The sequence below is a fragment of the Acidovorax sp. genome, assembly GCF_046291265.1.
GTDB lineage: Bacteria > Pseudomonadota > Gammaproteobacteria > Burkholderiales > Burkholderiaceae_C > Acidovorax.
In genome coordinates, this window is record NZ_JBKBTV010000060.1 from 1 (window position 1) to 19435 (window position 19435).

18 protein-coding genes are annotated in these 19435 nt (G+C 63.3%); 4 read left to right on the forward strand and 14 right to left on the reverse strand.

The genetic code is table 11. The annotated features are described in order from the left end of the window. Window positions 1–343: 343 nt before the first annotated feature. The 6 genes from ACK41V_RS18785 to ACK41V_RS18810 all read right to left on the reverse strand — a co-directional run bounded on the left by ACK41V_RS18785 (window position 344) and on the right by ACK41V_RS18810 (window position 7507). A complete protein-coding gene (locus ACK41V_RS18785; RefSeq protein WP_409784569.1) occupies window positions 344–748 on the reverse strand; it encodes a RidA family protein in 405 nt (134 codons plus the stop codon). 2 nt (window positions 749–750) lie between these two features. Then, window positions 751–2418: an AMP-binding protein gene (locus tag ACK41V_RS18790; RefSeq protein ID WP_409784533.1), complete on the reverse strand. Its 1668-nt coding sequence runs from the start codon at window positions 2416–2418 to the stop codon at window positions 751–753. A 4-nt stretch (window positions 2419–2422) separates the two neighbouring features. Continuing rightward, window positions 2423–3640, reverse strand: a complete 1218-nt coding sequence (locus ACK41V_RS18795; protein WP_409784535.1) for an acyl-CoA dehydrogenase family protein — start codon at window positions 3638–3640, stop codon at window positions 2423–2425. Between the two features lie 161 nt (window positions 3641–3801). Continuing rightward, on the reverse strand, window positions 3802–4656 hold the full coding sequence (locus tag ACK41V_RS18800; protein ID WP_409784537.1) for an enoyl-CoA hydratase family protein: 855 nt from the start codon (window positions 4654–4656) through the stop codon (window positions 3802–3804). After that, window positions 4653–5144 (reverse strand): MarR family winged helix-turn-helix transcriptional regulator, encoded by a 492-nt coding sequence (locus ACK41V_RS18805; protein WP_409784539.1) that lies wholly within the window; start codon window positions 5142–5144, stop codon window positions 4653–4655. The genes ACK41V_RS18800 and ACK41V_RS18805 overlap by 4 nt, the downstream gene beginning before the upstream one ends. A gap of 2 nt (window positions 5145–5146) precedes the next feature. Beyond that, window positions 5147–7507, reverse strand: a complete 2361-nt coding sequence (locus tag ACK41V_RS18810) for a bifunctional salicylyl-CoA 5-hydroxylase/oxidoreductase (RefSeq protein WP_409784541.1) — start codon at window positions 7505–7507, stop codon at window positions 5147–5149. 84 nt (window positions 7508–7591) lie between these two features. Between ACK41V_RS18810 and ACK41V_RS18815 the strand changes: the two genes are divergently transcribed. Then, a complete protein-coding gene (locus ACK41V_RS18815) occupies window positions 7592–7879 on the forward strand; it encodes a hypothetical protein (RefSeq protein WP_409784543.1) in 288 nt (95 codons plus the stop codon). A gap of 147 nt (window positions 7880–8026) precedes the next feature. Beyond that, complete coding sequence (locus ACK41V_RS18820) at window positions 8027–8344, forward strand: DUF1840 domain-containing protein (RefSeq protein ID WP_409784544.1); 318 nt, start codon at window positions 8027–8029, stop codon at window positions 8342–8344. A gap of 138 nt (window positions 8345–8482) precedes the next feature. On the opposite strand, the gene ACK41V_RS18825 is transcribed toward ACK41V_RS18820, so the two are convergent. Then, window positions 8483–9508, reverse strand: a complete 1026-nt coding sequence (locus ACK41V_RS18825) for a Bug family tripartite tricarboxylate transporter substrate binding protein (RefSeq protein ID WP_409784546.1) — start codon at window positions 9506–9508, stop codon at window positions 8483–8485. A 234-nt stretch (window positions 9509–9742) separates the two neighbouring features. Between ACK41V_RS18825 and ACK41V_RS18830 the strand changes: the two genes are divergently transcribed. Together ACK41V_RS18830 and ACK41V_RS18835 are read left to right on the forward strand one after the other, a co-directional pair. After that, the gene (locus ACK41V_RS18830; protein ID WP_409784547.1) at window positions 9743–10303 is read left to right on the forward strand and encodes a M23 family metallopeptidase; all 561 of its coding nucleotides are present in this window, start codon (window positions 9743–9745) and stop codon (window positions 10301–10303) included. Beyond that, window positions 10300–10911 carry a hypothetical protein gene (locus ACK41V_RS18835; protein WP_409784548.1) on the forward strand — a complete coding sequence of 204 codons (612 nt, stop codon included), beginning with the start codon at window positions 10300–10302 and terminating at the stop codon, window positions 10909–10911. The genes ACK41V_RS18830 and ACK41V_RS18835 overlap by 4 nt, the downstream gene beginning before the upstream one ends. A 124-nt stretch (window positions 10912–11035) precedes the next feature. Here the strand turns inward: ACK41V_RS18835 and ACK41V_RS18840 are convergent, their stop codons facing one another. The 7 genes from ACK41V_RS18840 to ACK41V_RS18870 form a co-directional block, all read right to left on the reverse strand. Next, the gene (locus tag ACK41V_RS18840) at window positions 11036–12022 is read right to left on the reverse strand and encodes a tripartite tricarboxylate transporter substrate-binding protein (protein ID WP_409784550.1); all 987 of its coding nucleotides are present in this window, start codon (window positions 12020–12022) and stop codon (window positions 11036–11038) included. Between the two features lie 359 nt (window positions 12023–12381). After that, entirely contained in the window at window positions 12382–13629 is a 1248-nt protein-coding gene (locus ACK41V_RS18845; protein ID WP_409784552.1) for a phenylacetate--CoA ligase family protein, read from the reverse strand. A 222-nt stretch (window positions 13630–13851) separates the two neighbouring features. Beyond that, window positions 13852–14661, reverse strand: coding sequence for an ABC transporter ATP-binding protein (locus tag ACK41V_RS18850; RefSeq protein ID WP_409784554.1), 810 nt, complete (start codon window positions 14659–14661; stop codon window positions 13852–13854). A 232-nt stretch (window positions 14662–14893) separates the two neighbouring features. Beyond that, window positions 14894–16225 carry an ABC transporter substrate-binding protein gene (locus ACK41V_RS18855; protein ID WP_409784556.1) on the reverse strand — a complete coding sequence of 444 codons (1332 nt, stop codon included), beginning with the start codon at window positions 16223–16225 and terminating at the stop codon, window positions 14894–14896. A 156-nt stretch (window positions 16226–16381) separates the two neighbouring features. Continuing rightward, window positions 16382–17458 carry a branched-chain amino acid ABC transporter permease gene (locus ACK41V_RS18860; protein ID WP_409784558.1) on the reverse strand — a complete coding sequence of 359 codons (1077 nt, stop codon included), beginning with the start codon at window positions 17456–17458 and terminating at the stop codon, window positions 16382–16384. A 150-nt stretch (window positions 17459–17608) separates the two neighbouring features. Continuing rightward, window positions 17609–18538 carry a branched-chain amino acid ABC transporter permease gene (locus ACK41V_RS18865; RefSeq protein ID WP_409784559.1) on the reverse strand — a complete coding sequence of 310 codons (930 nt, stop codon included), beginning with the start codon at window positions 18536–18538 and terminating at the stop codon, window positions 17609–17611. A gap of 107 nt (window positions 18539–18645) precedes the next feature. Then, on the reverse strand, window positions 18646–19431 hold the full coding sequence (locus ACK41V_RS18870) for an ABC transporter ATP-binding protein (protein ID WP_409784560.1): 786 nt from the start codon (window positions 19429–19431) through the stop codon (window positions 18646–18648). Between the last annotated feature and the right edge of the window lie 4 nt (window positions 19432–19435).

Genomic DNA, 19435 nt, shown 5'->3' on the forward strand with positions numbered 1-19435 from the left:
GTTTGAGCGTAGCTGCAAAGCAGCGCAGCGAGTTCTGCGGCGCACCCCGCCCGCGAGCACCACAGGTTGCCCCAGCGCGCAGCGCTGGGGACGCAGACAGTGGGGTCGCCTTTTTTTTGGTGACTTTCTTTTTGGCGACGCAAAAGAAAGTTACTCGCATGCCGGGCGACTCCCGGCCTCCGACCTCAACCCAAGCACGCTGTTCAAACCAGACCCACCGCCCTCGGCACGCTCAGCCCGCAGGTTGTGTCAAAACCAAATGCTATTGAAAATATAGCTATCAGCGCTTATTGGATAAGCGCTAGGTAGCGATTTCACTAAAATTTCTTCCAGGGATGACCCCTCAAGAAGCATCCGGCACCACAGCCGTCGCCTCAATCTCCACCTTCGCCCGCTCCTCCATCAACCCTGCCACCTGCACACACGCCATCGCCGGAAAGTTCTTGCCCAGCACCTCACGGTACACAGTCCCCAACTCTTTCAAGCGCGCGTTGTATTCCTTGCGGTCCACCACATACCAGGTCAGCCGCACCAGATGCTCGGGCCCCGCGCCACCAGCCTCCAGCACAGCCCGCACGTTCAGCAGTGTCTGCCGCGTCTGGTCGATGAAGTCATCGCTTTCAAACTGCTGCTGGGCATTCCAGCCGATCTGGCCGCCGGTGAAGACCATCGTGCCGCGCGCGGACATGCCGTTGGCGTAGCCCTTGGGGGGCACCCAGCCATCGGGCTGCAAAAGTTTGTTGATCATCATCATGTTGTTCTTGTAGAGGTAGGGGCGGCCGCCGCGCCCTGGCGCAGCTTGAAGCGCTGAAGCTTGCCGGTCTCCGTGCGCGGAAGCGCGGTGACGAACTCCACCACGCGGGGGTACTTGAACGGGGCGATGGTCGCTTTCACATGGTCCTGCAGGGCCTTGACCATGGCTGCATCACCCGTGTGGCCGGACTTCAAGACGCAAATAGCCTTCACCACCATGCCGCGTTCTTCATCCGCCACGCCGATCACACCGCACTCGGCCACGGCCGGGTGGCGCAGCAGGGCGTCTTCCACCTCGGGGCCGCCCACGTTGTAGCCGGCGGTGATGATCATGTCGTCATCGCGCGCCTGGTAGAAGAAATAACCGTCGGCGTCTTGCGTGAACGCGTCACCCGGGTAGTTCCAGCCGTCCTTCACATACTTGGCCTGGCGCGGGTCGTCGAGGTATTTGCAGCCTGTGGGGCCGATCACGGCGAGCTTGCCCACGGTGCCGTGCGGCACTTCGTTGCCTTCGTCATCCACCACCTTGGCGGTGTAGCCGGGCACGACTTTGCCAATGGCGCCTGCGCGCGTCTCACCGCCCGCCGACGAGACAAAGATGTGGAACATTTCCGTGGCACCGATGCCGTCGGTCATGTCGATACCCGTGGCGTCTTTCCACAGCTGGCGCGTGGCATCGGGCAGGCCCTCGCCCGCGCTCACGCAGATGCGCAGTTGCGGCAGGCCGATCTTCTTGGCGAATGGCGCCATCTGTCGGTAGAACGTGGGCGCGGTGTAGCAGATGGTGACGCCTGCGTCGCGCATCAGCACCACCATGGTTTCGGGCGTATAGGGCTGGTCGGGGAAATAGACACTTGCGCCTGCCCACATCGGGAAGACCAGCAGCCCGCCCAGCCCGAAGGTGAATGCCAGCGGCGGCGAGCCCGCGATGATGTCGTCCGGCGTGGCGCGCAGCACATGGCGCGGCCAGGCCTCGCACGCGGCCAGCACGTCGCGGTGTGTGTGCACGGCGGCCTTGGGCGCGCCCGTGGTGCCGGAGGTGAAGGCCATCAGTGCAACGTCGTCGGCTGACGTGGGGCAGGGCGGTGTGGTGCCGGGTTTGTCCTGCGCGCGCTGGATCAGGTCGGCCGCATCGGGTGCTGTGTGAAACGGCACGATGGTAGCCAGAACCGGTTGCTGCGCTTGTGCAGCTTGTTGACTCACCTGCGCGGCCTGCAGTTCGCTCAGCAGGCGGCCGTCGCACAGCGCCAGCGTGGGCTGTGCGCGTTCGATGATGCTGGCCAGTTCGCCCGCGCGCAGCAGCGGCATGGTAGCCACCGCGATCAGCCCGGCATACACCGTGCCCAGCCAGGCCAGCGCCATCTCCACCGTGTTGCCTCCGCGCAGCAGCACGCGGTTGCCGGGCACGAGGCCGTGGTCCTGCGTCAGTACCTCGGCAATGCGCGCGGCCTCGGTCCAGGCGTCGCGGTAGGTGTACGTGCGGTGCGGTCCGCGCAGCAGGGGCAGATCGAAGTTGCCAGCACGCTCGGCTTGGTCGAACAGGGCCTGAACCAGGTTGGCCTGGGGCGCGATCTGCAGCTCCGGCAAGTCGTAGCGCAAGGTGGGCAGGGCCGATGCGGGGGGCAATCGGTCGTGCACGAAATGGTCGGGTTGGGCGGACTTCATGAAATCACTCCTGCAAAACGGCCTTGCCGATGATGAGTTGCTGCACTTCGGTGGCACCTTCGTAGATGCGCAGCGAGCGGATGTCGCGGTACAGCGACTCGACCTTGCTGCCCACCTCCACGCCGCGCCCGCCGTGCAGTTGCAGCGCCATGTCGATGACGCGCTGGGCGTTTTCAGTGGCGGTCATTTTTGCCATCGCTGCCTCGGCGGTTACCCGGGTGCCACCGCGCTTTTCACCCTCGTCACGCAGCCACGCCGCGCGGTAGGTCAGCAGCGCGGCGCTGTCCACCAGCGCGGCCATCTCGCCGATCTTGGCCTGCGTGAGCTGAAAGTCCGCCAGCGTCTGGCCGAACATGCGGCGTGTTCGTGCATGGTGTACCGCCTCGGCCAGCGCGCGGCGCGCCATGCCCAGCGCGGCTGCAGCGACCGACGCGCGGAAGATGTCGAGCGTGCGCATGGCCAGTTTGAAACCGCCGTTCTCTTCACCGAGCAGTGCGGTGGCGGGTACGGTGCAGTTGCTGAACTGCAGCGTGGCCAGGGGGTGCGGCGCCATCACGTGGATGTGGCGCGAGGCATCCAGGCCGGGCGTGTTCGCATCGACGATGAAGGCGCTGATGCCGCGCGTGCCGCCGGCCGGGTCGGTCTTGGCGAACACGCAGTAGAAGTCTGCGATGCCGCCGTTGCTGATCCAGGTCTTGGTGCCCGTCAGGGAATATGAGTCTTTTTGGCTGCTAGCGCTTGATGGATAAGCGCTGATAGCTATTGTTTGCATAGCGCCGACGTCAGAGCCCGCTTCGGGCTCGCTGAGCGCGAACGCCGCAATCAGCTCCCCGCGCGCCACGCCCTGCAGGTAGTGCGCTTGCTGCGCCGGGCTGCCCGCCAGCGTGATGGCGCCGCTGCCCAACCCCTGCATTGCAAACGCAAAGTCCGCCAGCGGCGAGTGGTAGGCCAGTGTCTCGCGCAGCAGCACCAGCGCACGCGAGTCGAGCGCGGGCAGGGCGCCACCATGATCTGCCGGCACGCAGTAGCGCAGCCAGCCGCCCGCGCCCAGGCGCTGCACCCAGTCGCGGCAGGCGGCGCGGTCGTCGGTTTCATCGACTTGCTGCGCGGCAGCCCAGGGCACCAGGCCTTCGGCCAGTGCGCGGTGAGCATCGTCAAAAAAAGGCAAGGCTAGGTGCGCCGTCGATGGCGGGCAGGGGGCTGGGGGCGTTGCTACGTGCATGGTGGGTGAGGGGGCCTGTTTGAATTTCACACCCGTTCGGGTTGAGCTTGTCGAAGCCTTGCGCAGCGCTTCGACAGGCTCAGCGTGAACGGTTCGTGGGTTGCATGTCAGATCAGCAGAAGGTGGAGAGAAACCAAGTCGCTTTCGCAGAAGCCTCTTTACTAGTCCCCCTGGAACACGGGCTTCTGCTTCGCCGCAAATGCCTCGTACGCGCGCCGGAAGTCTTCGGTCTGCATGCAGATCGCCTGCGCTTGCGCCTCGGCCTCGATGGCCTGTTCGATGGTCATGCTCCACTCCTGGCTGAGCATGGTTTTGGTCATGCCGTGGGCAAAGGTGGGGCCATCGGCCAGCGTGCGCGCCGTGGCCTGCACGTTGGCCAGCAGGTCGGCGCTCTCGTACAGGTCGTTGAAGAAACCCCAGGCCAGGCCTTCGTGCGCCGTCATCGCGCGGCCGGTGAACAGCAACTCGCTGGCGCGGCCCTGGCCGATCATGCGGGGCAGCAGTGCGCAGGCGCCCATGTCGGCGCCGGCCAGACCCACGCGGGTGAACAGAAAGGCGGTCTTCGTGGCCTCGGTGCCGTAGCGCATGTCGCAGGCCAGCGCCATCATCGCGCCCGCACCGGCGCAGATGCCGTCGATGGCGCCCAGCACGGGTTGCGGGCAGGCGCGGATCGCCTTGACCAGGTCGCCCGTCATGCGCGTGAACTCCAGCATCTCGGGCATGGTCATGGTCGTCAGCGGGCCGATGATCTCGTGCACGTCGCCGCCCGAGCAGAAGTTGCCGCCCGCGCCGGTGACGACGATGGCCTTCACGTCGGTGGCAAAACGCAGCGCGTAGAAGAAGTCGCGCAGCTCCGAATAGCTCTGGAAGGTGAGCGGGTTCTTGCGGTCGGGCCGGTTGAGCGTGACCGTGCCCACGCCAGCATCGAAGCTCCACGCGAAATGCTCGGCCACGTAGCTGGCCTGCGGATTGAACTGCTCGCGCATGGGGTTGCTCGCCCCGATGAAGTGTTTCATTCGGCTGTCTCCAAAGAGTTGTTCTGTGTGTGTTCCTTGACCTTGCCCAGCAGGCGGTACAAGGTGCTGATGTCGCGCTCGCCCAGCGCGGCGAAGGCTTCGACGATCCATTGCTCGTGCTGGCGCGCCATGTGCATGAATTGCTCGCGGCCCTGGGGGGTCAGGCGCACCAGGTACGCGCGGCGGTCGCCTTCCACGTCCATGCGCTCCACCAGCCCTTCGGCCACGAGCTGGTCGGTGATGCCGGTGATGTTGCCGCTCGTCACCATCATGCGGCGCGAGAGCTCCTTCATCTTCATGCCACCCTCCGCACGTTCCAGCTGCGCCATCAGGTCAAAGCGCGGCAGCGTGGTGTCGAACTGCGCGCGCAAGTTGCTGCGCACCTGTTTTTCGATAAGCTGCGTACAGGTGAGCAAACGCAGCCACAGGCGCAGGGCCTCGGGGTGCTCGCTGGGGGCTGCGCCGTGCAGGCGGGCTTCGAGGTCCATGGCTAGCCTTCTTCCTCGGGCGCTCTGTTTTTGGTAGCTGAAAGCGATTGTGCAGCAAGCGCTGTGACCTGTTTTTGCTTTGAAATCTCGCGCAGCATTTGGTCACGGCCGCTGGCGTACTGCACAGGCCAGTCGGTGTGCGCGGCGGCCACCGGGCTCAGCTGCGCGGCGGCGTGCAAGGTCCAGGCCGGGTCAGCCAGATGCGGGCGGGCGATAGCGCACAGGTCGGCGCGGCCCGCCGCGACGATGCTGTTGGCGTGGTCCGCCTCGGTGATCGCGCCCACGGCCATGGTGGCAATGCCCACCTCGTTGCGGATGCGGTCGGCAAACGGCGTCTGGTACATGCGGCCGTACACGGGCTTGGCGGCGCGCGTGGTCTGGCCGGACGAGACGTCGATCAGGTCGGCTCCGGCAGCCTTGAACAGCCGCGCAATCTCCACCGCGTCATCCGGCGTGGTGCCGCCGGGCGCCCAGTCGTGGGCCGAGATGCGCACGCTCAGTGGTTTGTCCGCCGGCCACACGTCGCGCACTGCGGCGAACACTTCGAGTGGGTAGCGGCAGCGGTTGTCCAGGCTGCCGCCGTATTCATCCGTGCGCTGGTTGGTGATGGGGCTGATGAAGCTGGCGAGCAGGTAGCCGTGTGCGCAGTGCAGCTCCAGCCAGTCAAAGCCGCAGGCGACGGCGCGCTCGGCGCTGGCAACGAACGCGGCGGTCATCCCCTCCATGTCGGCGCGGGTCATCGCGGCGGGCGCCTGGTTCTGCTCGCCATAGGCCAGTGCGCTGGCAGCCAGCAGCGGCCAGTTGCCCTCGGGCAGCGGCTCGTCCGTGCCTTCCCAGCCCACGCGCGTGGAGCCTTTGGGGCCGCTGTGGCCCAGCTGCAATCCGATCCTGGCGGTGCTGCTGCCGTGCACGAAGTTCACGATGCGCGTGAAGGCCGTTTGTTGTTCGTCGTTCCACAGCCCCGTGCAGGCGGGGGTGATGCGGCCCTCGGGCGTGGGGCTGGTCATCTCCACCATCACCAACGCCGCGCCGCCGAGGGCCCGCGCGCCCAGGTGCACCAGGTGGAAGTCCTGCGGCACGCCATCCACCGCGCTGTAGGTGGCCATGGGCGAGACGACGATGCGGTTCTTGAGCGTGAGGCCCTTGAGGGTGAACGGCGTGAGCATCGGCGGAATCGCGGCCTTGCCGCCTGCCAACCACGCCTCGTAGCCTTCCAGCCATGCCGCATCACGCAGCCGCAGGTTTTCGTGGCTGATGCGCTGGCTGCGGGTGAGCAGCGAATACGCGAACTGTTCCACCTCCATGCCGGTGTAGCGGCCCACGTTCTCGAACCACTCGGTGGAGTTGCGCGCGGCGTTCTGGATCTTGAGCACCTCGACGCTGCGGCGTGCCTCGTAGTGCTGCAGCACGTCGTCAATCGGCAAGCCGGTGGCGAATTCGTTGGCCAGATCAATCGCGTCTTCCAGCGCGAGCTTGGTGCCGCTGCCAATCGAGAAATGCGCGGTATGCGCCGCATCGCCCATCAGCACGATGGGCACACGCTTGCCTGCGATTTGTTCGCGGTGCACCCAGGTGTTGCAGATCACGCGCGGAAAACGAATCCAGTTGGCAGACCCGCGCAGGTGCGTGGCATTGCTGATCAGCGCGTTGCCGTCCAGGTACTTGGCAAACAGCTTCTCGCAAAATGCAATCGCCTCGGGCTGCTCCATGGCGTCCAGGCCGTGGGCCTTCCACACCGCCTCGGGCGTTTCGATGATGAAGGTGGAGGTGTCGGCATCGAACTGGTAGGCATGTGCCTGGAACCAGCCATGCTCCGCCTGCTCGAAAGCAAACGTAAAAGCATCGAGTTTTTTGTGTGTGCCCAGCCAGACAAAACGGCATTCGCGCAGGTCGATGTCGGGCTGGTAGGTGCTGGCGTAGCGGGTGCGGATGCGGCTGTTGAGGCCGTCGCTCGCGATCACCAGGTCGGCGCCGTACTGCGCGGCCAGCGCCTGGTCGTCGGCCACATCGGTCTCGAACACCAGCTCCACGCCCACTGCGAGGCACCGGTCCTGCAGGATGTTGAGCAGCCGCTTGCGCCCGATGCCGCAAAAGCCGTGGCCCGAGGAGCGCACGCTGCGGCCCGTGAAGAACACCTCGATGTCGTCCCAGTGGTTGAACGCATCGCCGATGAGCGCGGCCGAGGGTGCGTCGGCCGCGCGCAGGTTCTCCAGCGTCTGGTCCGACAGCACCACGCCCCAGCCGAAGGTGTCGAACGGTCGGTTGCGTTCCACCACCGTGACCCGGTGGGCAGGGTTTTGCTGCTTCATGAGCAGTGCGAAGTAAAGGCCTGCGGGCCCGCCGCCAATGCAGAGGATGTTCATGGGAAAATAGTTTAGGCTTAAACAAAATACTGTCAATGGGGCGTTCCCGGCGAAACCCTGCTGCCGGTGCGGGGTGTTGACGCAGTGCAGCAGACGCTGGCCCAAGCGCAGGTGGTCAGGCTCGACCACATTTGCCGCAAGCTGCAGGTGAGCACGATGCTGCACGACATGGCCCGCGCGGACTGGGGGATGGAGGACACCAAAAACCTGCGTCCCTCTTGCGCGCGCACCCTGTGGGCGTGGTCCGACAGGTTGGAGGCCCAATTACCCGCCGCACGTGACGTGCTGCGCGCACAGCCCATCACCGATCAGGGCAATAAGGTAGTTGCGTGCGTACCGCGTTTATCTGGCGGGCAGTGCCTTGGGGCTTGAGTGGGTCTGGATGGCATTGCACCGGATGCTGGCGATCAAGCCCGACGGCCACACAGCCACAGGCACTAGCCCCGGCGCACAATCGGGTTACCCGTTCACGCGCGAGTACATCTACGCCCTTAGTTCGATCAAGAAAGACACATCACCATGCTCTACAAGTTCAAATCCCGCGCCGCCGCCGACCTGATCATGCTGGAACCCCAGGGCCGCCAGATAGTGACCCTTATTGGAAAAACCCCTGGCGCGAACGGGATCGTGACCGCTGCACAGATCCCCGCCGCCATTGCCGCGCTGGAAGCCGCTGTGCTGGCCGACGAGGCGCAACCGCCCCTGGACGACGAGACCGAGGATGCAGCTAACGAAGAACGCAAAGACACGGTGCGTCTGCGTCAGCGGGCTGCGCCTTTCATCGACATGCTAAAACGCAGCGCGGCAGAAAATGTTGATGTGGTGTGGGGCGTGTAAGAAGGCTGTAGGAGCCGCTAAAAAAGGACTCTACTGGCGTCGTTGTTGCGCCTTGTCGTACTCCTCGTAAAGCCTTTAACGCAGCGCCTGGCCAGAACCGCTCTACTGAGTTTTGTAAGCCGCTAAAGCCAGGCGCTATCAATCCACCTTCGCGCCCGACGCCTTTACCACCTGCGCCCACTTCTTGTGCTCGCTGTCTATGTGCTTGGCAAACTCGGCGGGCGTATTGCCGCCGGGAATGGCCCCTTGCGCCACCAGGCGTTCTTTCATCGCGGGCGATGCGAGCGACTTGGCGACCTCCTGCTGGATGCGGTTGACGATCTCGGGGGGCGTGCCTGCCGGGGCTAAAAGACCAAACCATGAGCTCGCCTCGTAGCCCTTGAGCGCCGGGCCACCAGCCTGTTCCACCGTCGGAATGTCGGGCAGTGCGCTCGAACGCTCGGCGCTGGTCACCGCCAGGGCGGTCAGCTTGCCGCCTTTGATCTGCGCCATCGACGAGGGCAGGTTGTCAAACATCACATCCGCGTTGCCCGCCACCATGTCCATCAGCGCCGGGCCTGAGCCGCGGTAGGGCAGGTGCAGCATGAAGGTGCCCGTCATGCTCTTGAACAGCTCGCCCGCCAGGTGGATCGAGGTGCCGTTGCCGCTGGACGCCATGTTCATCTTGCCTGGGTTGGCCTTGGCCACGCGGATGAAGTCCTGCACGTTCTTCACCCCCATCTGTTTGGCTTTGTCGGCATTCATCACCATCACATTGGGCACGGCTGCCACGAGCGTAATGGGCACGAAGTCCTTGATCGGGTCGAACGGCAACTTGGCGTACAGCGCACGGTTGATGCCGTGGGTGCCCACGGTGCCCATCAGCAGCGTGTATCCGTCCCCCGGCGACTTCGCCACGATGTCGGCGCCCACATTGCCGCCCGCGCCCGCGCGGTTGTCTACGATGAATTGCTGACCCAGCGCCGCGCTAAGGTCCGGCACCAACGCCCGGGCCAGGATGTCGGTGGTACCACCGGGGGCAAAGGGCACCACGATGCGCACGGGCTTATTGGGCCACGCGGATTGGGCCTGCGCTGTGGTGCTGGACAGCGCCGTGATCGAGCCGAGCGCCAGAGCAGCGATGGCGGAGACGGTGTATCGGCGATGTTGTGCAATCCGGTTCATGGGAAACCTTTCATTCATATGTGTGCTCATTGTTTTACGCGCGGTGCCTGGATCTGTGCAGATGGATAACCCGCATCGCGTTCGACCTGGGTGGCCAAAGCGTTGACCTGTATCAGTCGTTACACCCAGGTCAGACTGTTACGCGTTGGCTAAAGCGTGGCTGCGCCTTGACTCCTATGATTTCCGCCGCCAGCGCCCGATAGAGGCGGCTGCTAAACACGGAGGGATTTATCAATGAGTTTTTTGGCTTGGCCTTTGGAGACCAACCGCATTCGGCGCGACGTGATGAATAACACTTTCGGCACCGTCCGTAGAAACGCCGACGGTACGAAGCGCGATCACCAGGGGTGGGATTTGGTGGCGACACCGCTTACGGCTTGCTATGCGATTGCTGAGGGAGTTGTTCGAAAAAGTGAGAACCACAGTCCCAAAGGACACGGCAAATTGGTGATCCTTGAGTTTGTGTTTCAAGGGCGCACTCTGTTTGCTTTGTATTCGCACCTCAGCGTAGTTTCAGTAGTGCGTGGGACCAAGGTTTCACAAGGCGAGGTCATCGCGTACACAGGGAACTCGGGCAACGCCAGTGGCATGGCCGGAGAAGATCAGCATTTGCATTTTGAAATTCGCACCGAGCTGGATGCTGGAAGGGGTCTTAGCGGGCGTGTTGATCCAAAAACACTCTACGGAAGAGCGCCCCGTGAATACGCCATCGTTGAATCCCATGGCCAAAAGCGATTGTTGAATCCAAGCGGGACGGGGCTCAAAATCAACGCGGGAGATATGAGGCGATGGTGAGCATCAAACAGATGCCTTTGTTCGTTCTTTGCATGGCACTGTCAGCCTGCAAGCCGACGGGGCACGGGGTGGGCGAAACCACGGATGTGGCTTCCCGCTTGATTGGGCATGAGTACGCTGTGGTTCCGCTCAGCGACACCGTTGCAGAGGGGCTGGCATGCAAGTTCGCTTCCAGTGACGACGTGTGGCAAGCGAGCGTTGAGAAAACGGGTTGGACCCGCGGCCTGCTGTTGTGTAGTGACAGCGTGCCGTACCTTTTTTTGGCAAAGAACGTTGAAGCTACGCAGTTTGCGGTGACCGGAGGGGATCCGCCTCAGCCTTATCAGCGCAACAAAATCGTGGCGGTCCAGAGGCTGCCCAAAATTTCAAATTTCAGTACAAACGAAGACGGCTCGGAACTCTTGGAGCTTGTGGACTCCTTTGCGGGGCAGTGTGATCTTGATGGGCGCGGAGGGACCAGCTTTGTGGCCTTGGTACGCTGGAATGGCGAGGCCACGGTGCAAGGGCCGCCAGGCGTGGAAGCCGCTTGGGGATTTGATGTGGAGACTGCCCGTGTGGTGTCGCTGGACCCGCGGCGGCTCACTTGCGAACCGATGTTGATGGAGTGATTGAGGGCACGTCGCCACGCGCAACCACAGAGATGTCCCAATACAAAAAGGCCGCCCACCTTTCGGTTGGGCGGCCTTTGTGCTTGCCGGGTTTGGCGGTAACTGGCCGCCTGTTTCAGGACGATCAGTCCGCAAACGTCCCCGCAGCCTTGATCACAGCACCCCACTTTTCGATCTCGGCGACCACAAACTTCTTGTGCTCGGCGGGCTCGATGCGCTTGTCGGTGATCACCACGGCGCCCAGGCCTTCTTGCTTCTTGATGAAGTCAGGGTCCTTCAGTGCAACCTTCAGCGCGTCGTTGATCTTGGTCACCACGGCGGCTGGGGTGCCCTTGGGGGCGTACAGACCGTGCCAGATGCTGACGTTGAAATCCTTCAGGCCCGACTCTGCCAGGGTGGGCAGGTCCTTGAGGGCGGGCGTGGTGAGACGCTGGGTGGTGGTCACGGCATAGGCCTTGACCTTCTTGCCTTCGATCTGCGGTGTGGTGTTGGTGGTCTGGTCGCACAACAGGTCGATCTGGCCGCCGATCAGGTCGGTGATGGCGGGTGCGGTGCCCTTGTAGGGAACCGTGGTCATTTCAACCTTCATGGCGTCCTGGAACATCAGTCCGCACAGATGCGATGCGGCGCCCAGGCCCGCGTTGCCCAGGTTGATCTTGCCCTTGTTCTGGCCGATCCAGGTGATCAGCTCCTTCATGTTGTTCGCAGGCATGGTGGGGCGAGCGATCAGCGTCATGGGCACGTCGTTGACCATGCCCACATATTCAAAGTCGTTGGGCACGCTGAACGACAGCTTGCGGTACAGCGCAGGCATGGTGGACATGCCGATGTGGTTGAGCAGCAGGGTGTAGCCGTCGGGTGTGGCGCGGGCCACGCGGGCTGCGCCGATGGAGCTGCCGGCGCCGGCCGTGTTGTCTACCACCACGGTGGCGCCCAGTGGTTTGCGCAAGGCCTCGGCCAGGTCGCGCGCCACGCGGTCGGTGGGGCCGCCTGCGGCAAAGGGCACCACGATGGTGACGGTTTTGTCCTTGGCCGGAAAGTCCTGGGCGCTGGCGCCGAATGCGGTGGCTGCGGCTGCAGCGATCAGTGCGAGTTTCAGCATTTTTTTCATGGGTGCTCCTGTGAATGACGGGCCATGATAGCGAGGGGTGTTTGCACGGACATTGCGGATATTACGTAGCACGTCCGGGACAGGGTTTTTAAGTAAAAGTAGTCTGTAGTGCTTGCAAATAAAGCGCTTATAGCTATTAATAAGTGAGCAATGCTAGGGTAAACACTGCGCGATCAGGGCCGGTTCACCATGCCTTGCCGCGAAAGTTCTTGCGCTGTCGCAAGGTGTTTGCCGGGCCTGCCGAGCCGCTTGCGGCAGGCGCGCGACATCCCTGCCCAGTGCAGGATTTGTGCAAGGTGCCCGTAAGCCCACTGGTGTTGCACAGCGGGCGCGACGAACTGGCGCCGCGCTGGGCCATTTCAGCGGTAGCTGCGCGCGTCTTCGATGACCTTGCCGTCGTTCGGCAAGCTGCCAGGCGGCACCATCTGCACGTCGCCACGCAGCTTGGTCACTTCGCGGATCGCGTCCGAGAGCTGGCGCGCCAGACCTTCGGCGGTCTCGGTGGTTTCCACCTGCAGCACCATCTGGTCGTTGGCCATCTCGCCGCTGACCACCAGCCGTGCGCGCAGCACCTGCGGAAAGCGCTTGGCAATCGCCGCAATCTGGCCCGGATGCACAAACATGCCCCGCACCTTGGTGGTCTGGTCGGCACGGCCCATCCAGCCCTTGATGCGGGTGTTGGTGCGGCCCGTGGGGCAGGTGCCAGGCAACACGGCCGACAGGTCGCCGGTGCCAAAGCGGATCAGCGGGTAGTCGGGGTTGAGCGTGGTCACCACCAGTTCGCCCACCTCGCCCTCGGGCACGGGGTCACCCGTGCCGGGGCGCACGATCTCGACGATCACACCTTCGTCCAGCACCAGGCCTTCGCGCGCCGAGGTCTCGTACGCGATCAGGCCCAGATCAGCCGTGGCGTAGCACTGGTAACCCGCAATGCCGCGCTCGGCAAACCAGTCGCGCAGCGAGGGTGGAAATGCCTCGCCCGAGACCAGTGCCTTGGTCACGCTGGGCAGGGCAACACCCATTTCAGCCGCCTTCTCGACAATGATCTTGAGAAAACTGGGGGTACCGATGTAGCCTGCCGGGCACAACTCGGCCATGGCCTGCACCTGCTGCTCAGTCTGCCCGGTGCCCCCCGGAAACACCGTGCAGCCCAGCGCATGGGCCCCGGTTTCCATCATCGAACCCGCAGGCACGAAGTGGTAGCTGAAGCTGTTGTGGATGAGTTCACCGCTGCGAAACCCCACGGCATAGATGGCCCGCGCCATGCGCCAGTAGTCGCGCCGCGTGCCTTCAGGTTCGTAGATGGTGCCGGGGCTGGCGAACACGCGGGTCATGCCAGGGCCAAAGCCCAGCGCACTGAATCCTCCAAACACATTGGCAGCGCGCCCGGCCTGCTGGCGCTCCAGCAGCTCGTACTTGCGCGTCACAGGCAACTTCGCCAGCGCAGCACGGGTCGTGACCGCAGACGCGTCCACGCCAGCCAGGATGCCCGCAAATGCGGGCGACGCCGCCTGTGCGTGGGCCACCTGGGTGGGCAGTGCGGCCAGCAACGCGGCCTCGCGCGCCGACGGATCGCGGGTTTCCAGGGCGTCGTAAAACATGCTCATGCCATGGGTTCCTATGCGGTGTTTTGAGTGAAATTGGCCTCTAGCGCTTATCCATCAAGCGCAAGTAGCTATGAAATCAGGAGTATTTATCTATCTTTGCCATCGGTAGCGCAATCGTCGAAACCGCCACGCTCCCTTCCAGCGCACCCGTGGAACTGGCTCCGCCAGGCCACCGGGTGCGTCCCCCCTCGGGGGGAAGGCGCCGAAGGCGACACAGGGGGGCTACGCCAACCAGCGCTTGCGCCGCTTGTAGCTTTTGACATCCTTGAAACTCTTGCGCTCGCCGCCGCCCACGCCCAGGTAAAACTCCTTGACGTCTTCGTTGTTAGCCAAGTCGCTGGCAATGCCGTCCATCACCACCCGGCCGCTTTCCATGATGTAGCCGTAGTCCGAATATTTGAGCGCCATGTTGGTGTTCTGCTCGGCCAGCAAGAAGGTCACCTTCTCCTTGGTGTTCAGGTCTTTGACGATGTTGAACACCTCTTCCACGATCTGCGGCGCCAGGCCCATGGAGGGCTCATCGAGCAGCACCATGCTGGGGTTGGCCATCAGCGCGCGGCCGATGGCGCACATCTGCTGCTCGCCGCCCGAGGTGTAGGCGGCCTGCGAGGTGCGCCGGGTCTTCAGACGCGGAAAGTAGTTGTAGACCTTCTCCAGGTTGGCCGCGATCTCGGCCTTGCTGGTGCGGGTGTAGCTGCCTGTCATCAGGTTCTCTTCAATGGTCAGGTGGGCGAAGCAGTGGCGCCCCTCCATCACCTGCACCACGCCGCGATTGACGAGGTCGGCGGGCGAGAGGTTTTCGATGCGCTCACCGCGCAGCTCGATGCTGCCCTTGGTGACCGCGCCGCGCTCGCCTTTGAGCAGGTTGGACACGGCGCGCAGCGTGGTGGTTTTGCCCGCCCCATTGCCCCCCAGAATGGCCACGATGGCGCCCTGCGGCACCTGCAGCGAGACGCCCTTGAGCACCAGGATCACGTGGTTGTAGATGACCTCGATGCCGTTGACGTTGAGAACGATGTTTTTCGGTTCCATGATGTTGCCTTCGCTGTGCCAATCCAAAGAGCTGTTGCAGAGGCAACTCTTTGGATTGGCGGCTGCCCCAAGGGCAACCGCTTCGTCACCGGCCCTCGATACGGTCGCTGCCCAAATGCCAGGGCCACCGTGCAAGGGCCGCCCCGCCGCACCGGTGGCGTCCCCCATCCCGAATCGCGCAGCGATTCGGGGAGGGGGGAGGGGCGGCACCGCCGCAGGGGGGTGGGGCGAATCAAGACTGGCAGTCGGCGGGAGTGCGCGGTGTCAGCTTCTTCTCGGCCGCGTACTTGGCAGCGATGGACTTCACCAGCGGCTTCATGATCTGCTCGTCACCCTGCAGCCAGTCGGACGTGAACTTCCAGGCCTTGCCATCCCAGGTGTGGATACGGGCCCAGGCGGAGCCCATGTGGTCGGTGCACGAGGTGCTGATGGGGCGCATCACACCCGCAAAGCCCAGCGCATCCAGCTTGGGTTGCGTGAGGTTCAGGTTCTCCAGGCCCCAGCGCACCTGTTCGCCGGTCATGACCTTGCCCTTGCCAAAACGCTCCTGCGCAGCACGGATGCCTTCCACGCCCAGCATCGCGCTCATGGCACCGCGCATGTACAGCACCTGGCCGACTTCGTCCTTGGGGCCTGTGCCCTGGTTCTTGTCGTGCAGCATGGACAGCACGTCCTTGACGAGCTTGGATTGCGGCTCGGCACCGTGCTGCATGGCCACAGCGTTGTAGCCCTTGGCACCGTCGCCCAGGTCCTTCACATCGGGTTCGGCGCCGGACCACCACGCTCCATACATCTTCTCGCGCGGGTAGCCGGTAGCCTGGGCTTCCTTGATGGCGGTGGAGTTCATCACACCCCAGCCCCACAAGGCGACGTAGTCAGGGCGCGACTGGCGGATCTGCAGCCAGGTGGATTTTTGCTCCACACCGGGGGCGGTCACGGGCAGCAATTGCAGCTCAAAACCGTGCATCTTGGCCCGTTCCTGCAGCATGGGGATAGGCTCCTTGCCGTAGGGGCTGTCGTGGTAGACCAAGGCAATCTTCTTGCCCTTGAGCTTGTCCAGGCCGCCTTCCTTTTTGCCAATGTCCTGCACGATGGCTTCGGCTGCTACCCAGTAGTTGCCGGCCAGCGGAAAATTCCATTTGAAGATGGTGCCATCGGCTGCTTCGCTGCGGCCATAACCGATCGTCACCAGAGGAACTTTGTCGGTGGGGGCCTTCTCGGTGATGGCAAAAGTTGCGCCCGTTGACAGAGGCTGAACCAGCGACGCGCCGCCATTCTTGCCTTTCAATCGTTCATAGCATTCCACGCTGCGTGCCGTGTCGTATCCGGTTTCACATTCCTCCCAGATGAGCTTCACGCCGTTGATGCCTCCGCGGGCATTGACCAGCTTGAAGTAGTCCACATAGCCGTTGGCCCAAGGCGCGCCGTTGGGGCCGTAGGGGCCGGTGCGGTAGGACAGCACGGGGATGTATTGCTCTTTGGGCTGCGCGAAGGCACTGGTCGATACGACCGATGCACCGGCGGCCACTGTGGCCACGGCCAGAACCAGGGTACGAAGCTTCATGGTTGTCTCCTGTCAATAAAAGTTGTCGAAGCGCTGCGAGATCACGGGGCTTTCAGTCAATCAACATTCGCTGCAGAGTGCATCGGTGTTATCGAGCAAGCCTCTTGGTGGATAAGGGAAAACGATGGCAAAAAGGAAAAATGAATGCGTCCAAGCTCAGTGGGGGAAGGGCCACAGGCGCATCTTCTGTTTGCCGATGGACCACAACTTGGCCAGGCCGTGGGGCTCGACGATGAGGAACCACACGATCAGCCCGCCGAAGATCATGAGTTCGGCGTGCGAGATGCCGGCGGTCGAGATGCTGATGCCGAACAGGCCCAGGAACAGCGGCAGAAACTGGTTGAGCGCAATGGGCAGCACCACGATGAAGGCCGCGCCAAAGAAGCTGCCCATGATGGAGCCCATGCCCCCGATGATCACCATGAACAGCAGGCGAAACGACATGTCCACCGAGAACGCGCCCGGCTCCCACGCGCCCAGGTACACAAAGGCCCACAGGCCACCGGCCACGCCGATGATGAAAGAGCTGACGGCAAACGCGCTGAGCTTGGCGTACATGGGGCGAATGCCGATCACCGCGGCGGCCACGTCCATGTCGCGGATGGCCATCCATTCGCGGCCGATGGCGCCGCGCACCAGGTTTTTGGCCAGCAGGGCCACGATGACCAGGATGGCCAGGCAGAACATGTACTTGCTGGTGGCGCTTTCGATGGGCATACCAAACACCTGAAGGTTGGACACCGCCACCGCGCCCGAAGGCGTATCAAGCGTGAACCACTTGATACGCAAAAACATCCAGTCGCTGAAGAACTGCGCCGCCAGCGTGGCCACCGCCAAATACAGCCCCTTGACGCGCAGGCTGGGCAGCCCGAACAGAATGCCGAAGAACGTAGCGCACAAGCCGCCCAGGATGAGCGCCGGAATCAGCGGCAGGCCCGGCAGCCGCATGAAGAAGTTGTAGGCGCCATAGGCCCCCACGGCCATGAAGGCGCCCGAGCCCAGCGAGATCTGGCCGCAGTAGCCCACCAGGATGTTCACCCCCAGCGCGGCCAGGGACATGATCACGAACGGGATCAGGATGGCGCGAAAGAAGTAGTCGCTGGCCAGCATGGGGACAGCCACAAAGGCCACGGCCAGCAGCAGCGCGATGGCGATGCGGTCCTGTGCGATCGGGAAGATCTGCTGATCGGCCCGGTAGCTGGTTTTGAACTGGCCATTTTCACGGTAGAGCATGTGGTTCTCCTGTGGTTCTTGTTATGGGTTACACGCGGTCAATGATCTTTTGCACGGGGGCGCATCTGCGGTGCTCCGCGGCGCCTGCGGCCCCGCTGACAACGCGCGGTGCGCGTTGTGCCTCCTTCGAAAAATTATTGGTCTCGTATTTCATACGCGATCAATAATTTTTTCGCCGAACAAGCCTTGGGGCCTGAACAGCAGGAACACCAGCGCCAGCGCATACGCAAACCAGATCTCGATGCCACCGCCGACAAACGGCCCCAGGTACACCTCCGACAGCTTCTCGCCCACGCCGATGATCAGCCCGCCGATGATGGCGCCCGGCACGGACGTAAGCCCGCCCAGGATCACCACCGGCAGCGCACGCAGCGCCACAGTGGCCAGCGAAAATTGCACACCCATCTTGCTGCCCCAGATCATCCCGGCCACCAGGGCCACCACACCCGCCACGCACCACACGATCACCCAGATGCGGTTGAGCGGGATGCCGATGGACTGGGCGGCCTGGTGGTCGTCGGCCACGGCGCGCAGGGCGCGGCCGGTGGAGGTTTTCTGGAAGAACAGCGACAAGGCCACCACCAGCGCAGCGGCGATGGCTGCAGCGATCACGTCTTCCTTGTTGATCAGGATGCCGCCGGGGAACAGGTTGTCCAGCGCGAACAGCGGCTCCTTGGGCATGCCGATGTCGATCTTGTAGATGTCGCCGCCAAAGATGGTCTGGCCGAGGCCTTCCATGAAGTAGGCGATGCCCAGTGTGGCCATGAGCAGCGTGGCGCCCTCCTGGTTGACCAGGTGGCGCAGCACCAGACGCTCGATCACCCAGGCCACCACAAACATCACCGCACCTGCCAGCACAAAGGCGATCAGGTTGGCTGCGATCTTGCTCTCCAGCCCGGTCCACTTCGGAATCCACTCGGCAAACCGCGCCATCGCCAGGGCCGCAAACAGCACCATGGCGCCCTGGGCAAAGTTGAACACGCCCGAGGCCTTGTAGATGAGGACAAAGCCCAGCGCCACCAGCGAATACAGCATGCCGGCCATGAGGCCGCCCAGCAGTGTTTCAAGAAAAAATCCCATGGCTTAACTCCGTTCGCCCTGAGCCTGTCGAAGGGCTCGCACACAAAGGTTTCGTTTGTTCAAGGGCTTCGACAAGCTCAGCCCGAACGGTGGGGTGGTCGCATTCATCAGTGGCTGGTGCCCAGGTAGGCACTGATCACGTCTTCGTTGTTGCGCACTTCGTCGGGGGTTCCGTCGCCAATCTTCTTGCCGTAGTCCAGAACCACCACGCGGTCCGAGATGTCCATCACCACACCCATGTCGTGCTCGATGAGAACGATGGTGGTGCCGAACTCGTCGTTCACGTCCAGGATGAAGCGGCACATGTCCTGCTTTTCCTCGACGTTCATGCCGGCCATGGGCTCGTCGAGCAGCAGCACCTGCGGCTCCATGGCCAGGGCGCGGCCCAGGTCCACGCGTTTTTGCAGGCCGTAGGGCAACTGGCCCACAGGGGTCTTGCGAAACGCCTGGATTTCGAGGAAGTCGATGATGTGTTCGACCTTCTCGCGGTGGGCGATCTCCTCGCGCTCGGCGGGGCCCCAGCGCAGCGCCTGCAGCAGCAGGTTGCTTTTGATCTTGAGGTTGCGCCCGGTCATGATGTTGTCGATCACGCTCATGCCCTTGAACAGCGCCAGGTTCTGGAAGGTGCGGGCCACACCCATCTCGGCCACCTGGCGCGAATTCATGTGCGAGAACGTCTTGCCCCGGAAGGTGATGGAGCCGTCCTGCGGCGTGTACACGCCGTTGATGCAGTTGAGCATGGAGCTTTTGCCCGCGCCGTTGGGGCCGATGATGGCGCGGATCTCATGCTCCTTGACGTTGAACGAGATGTCCGTCAGCGCCTTCACACCGCCAAACCGCAGGCTGATGTTGTTGACGTCCAGGATGACGTCGCCGATCTTCTTTTTGGTCATGGTG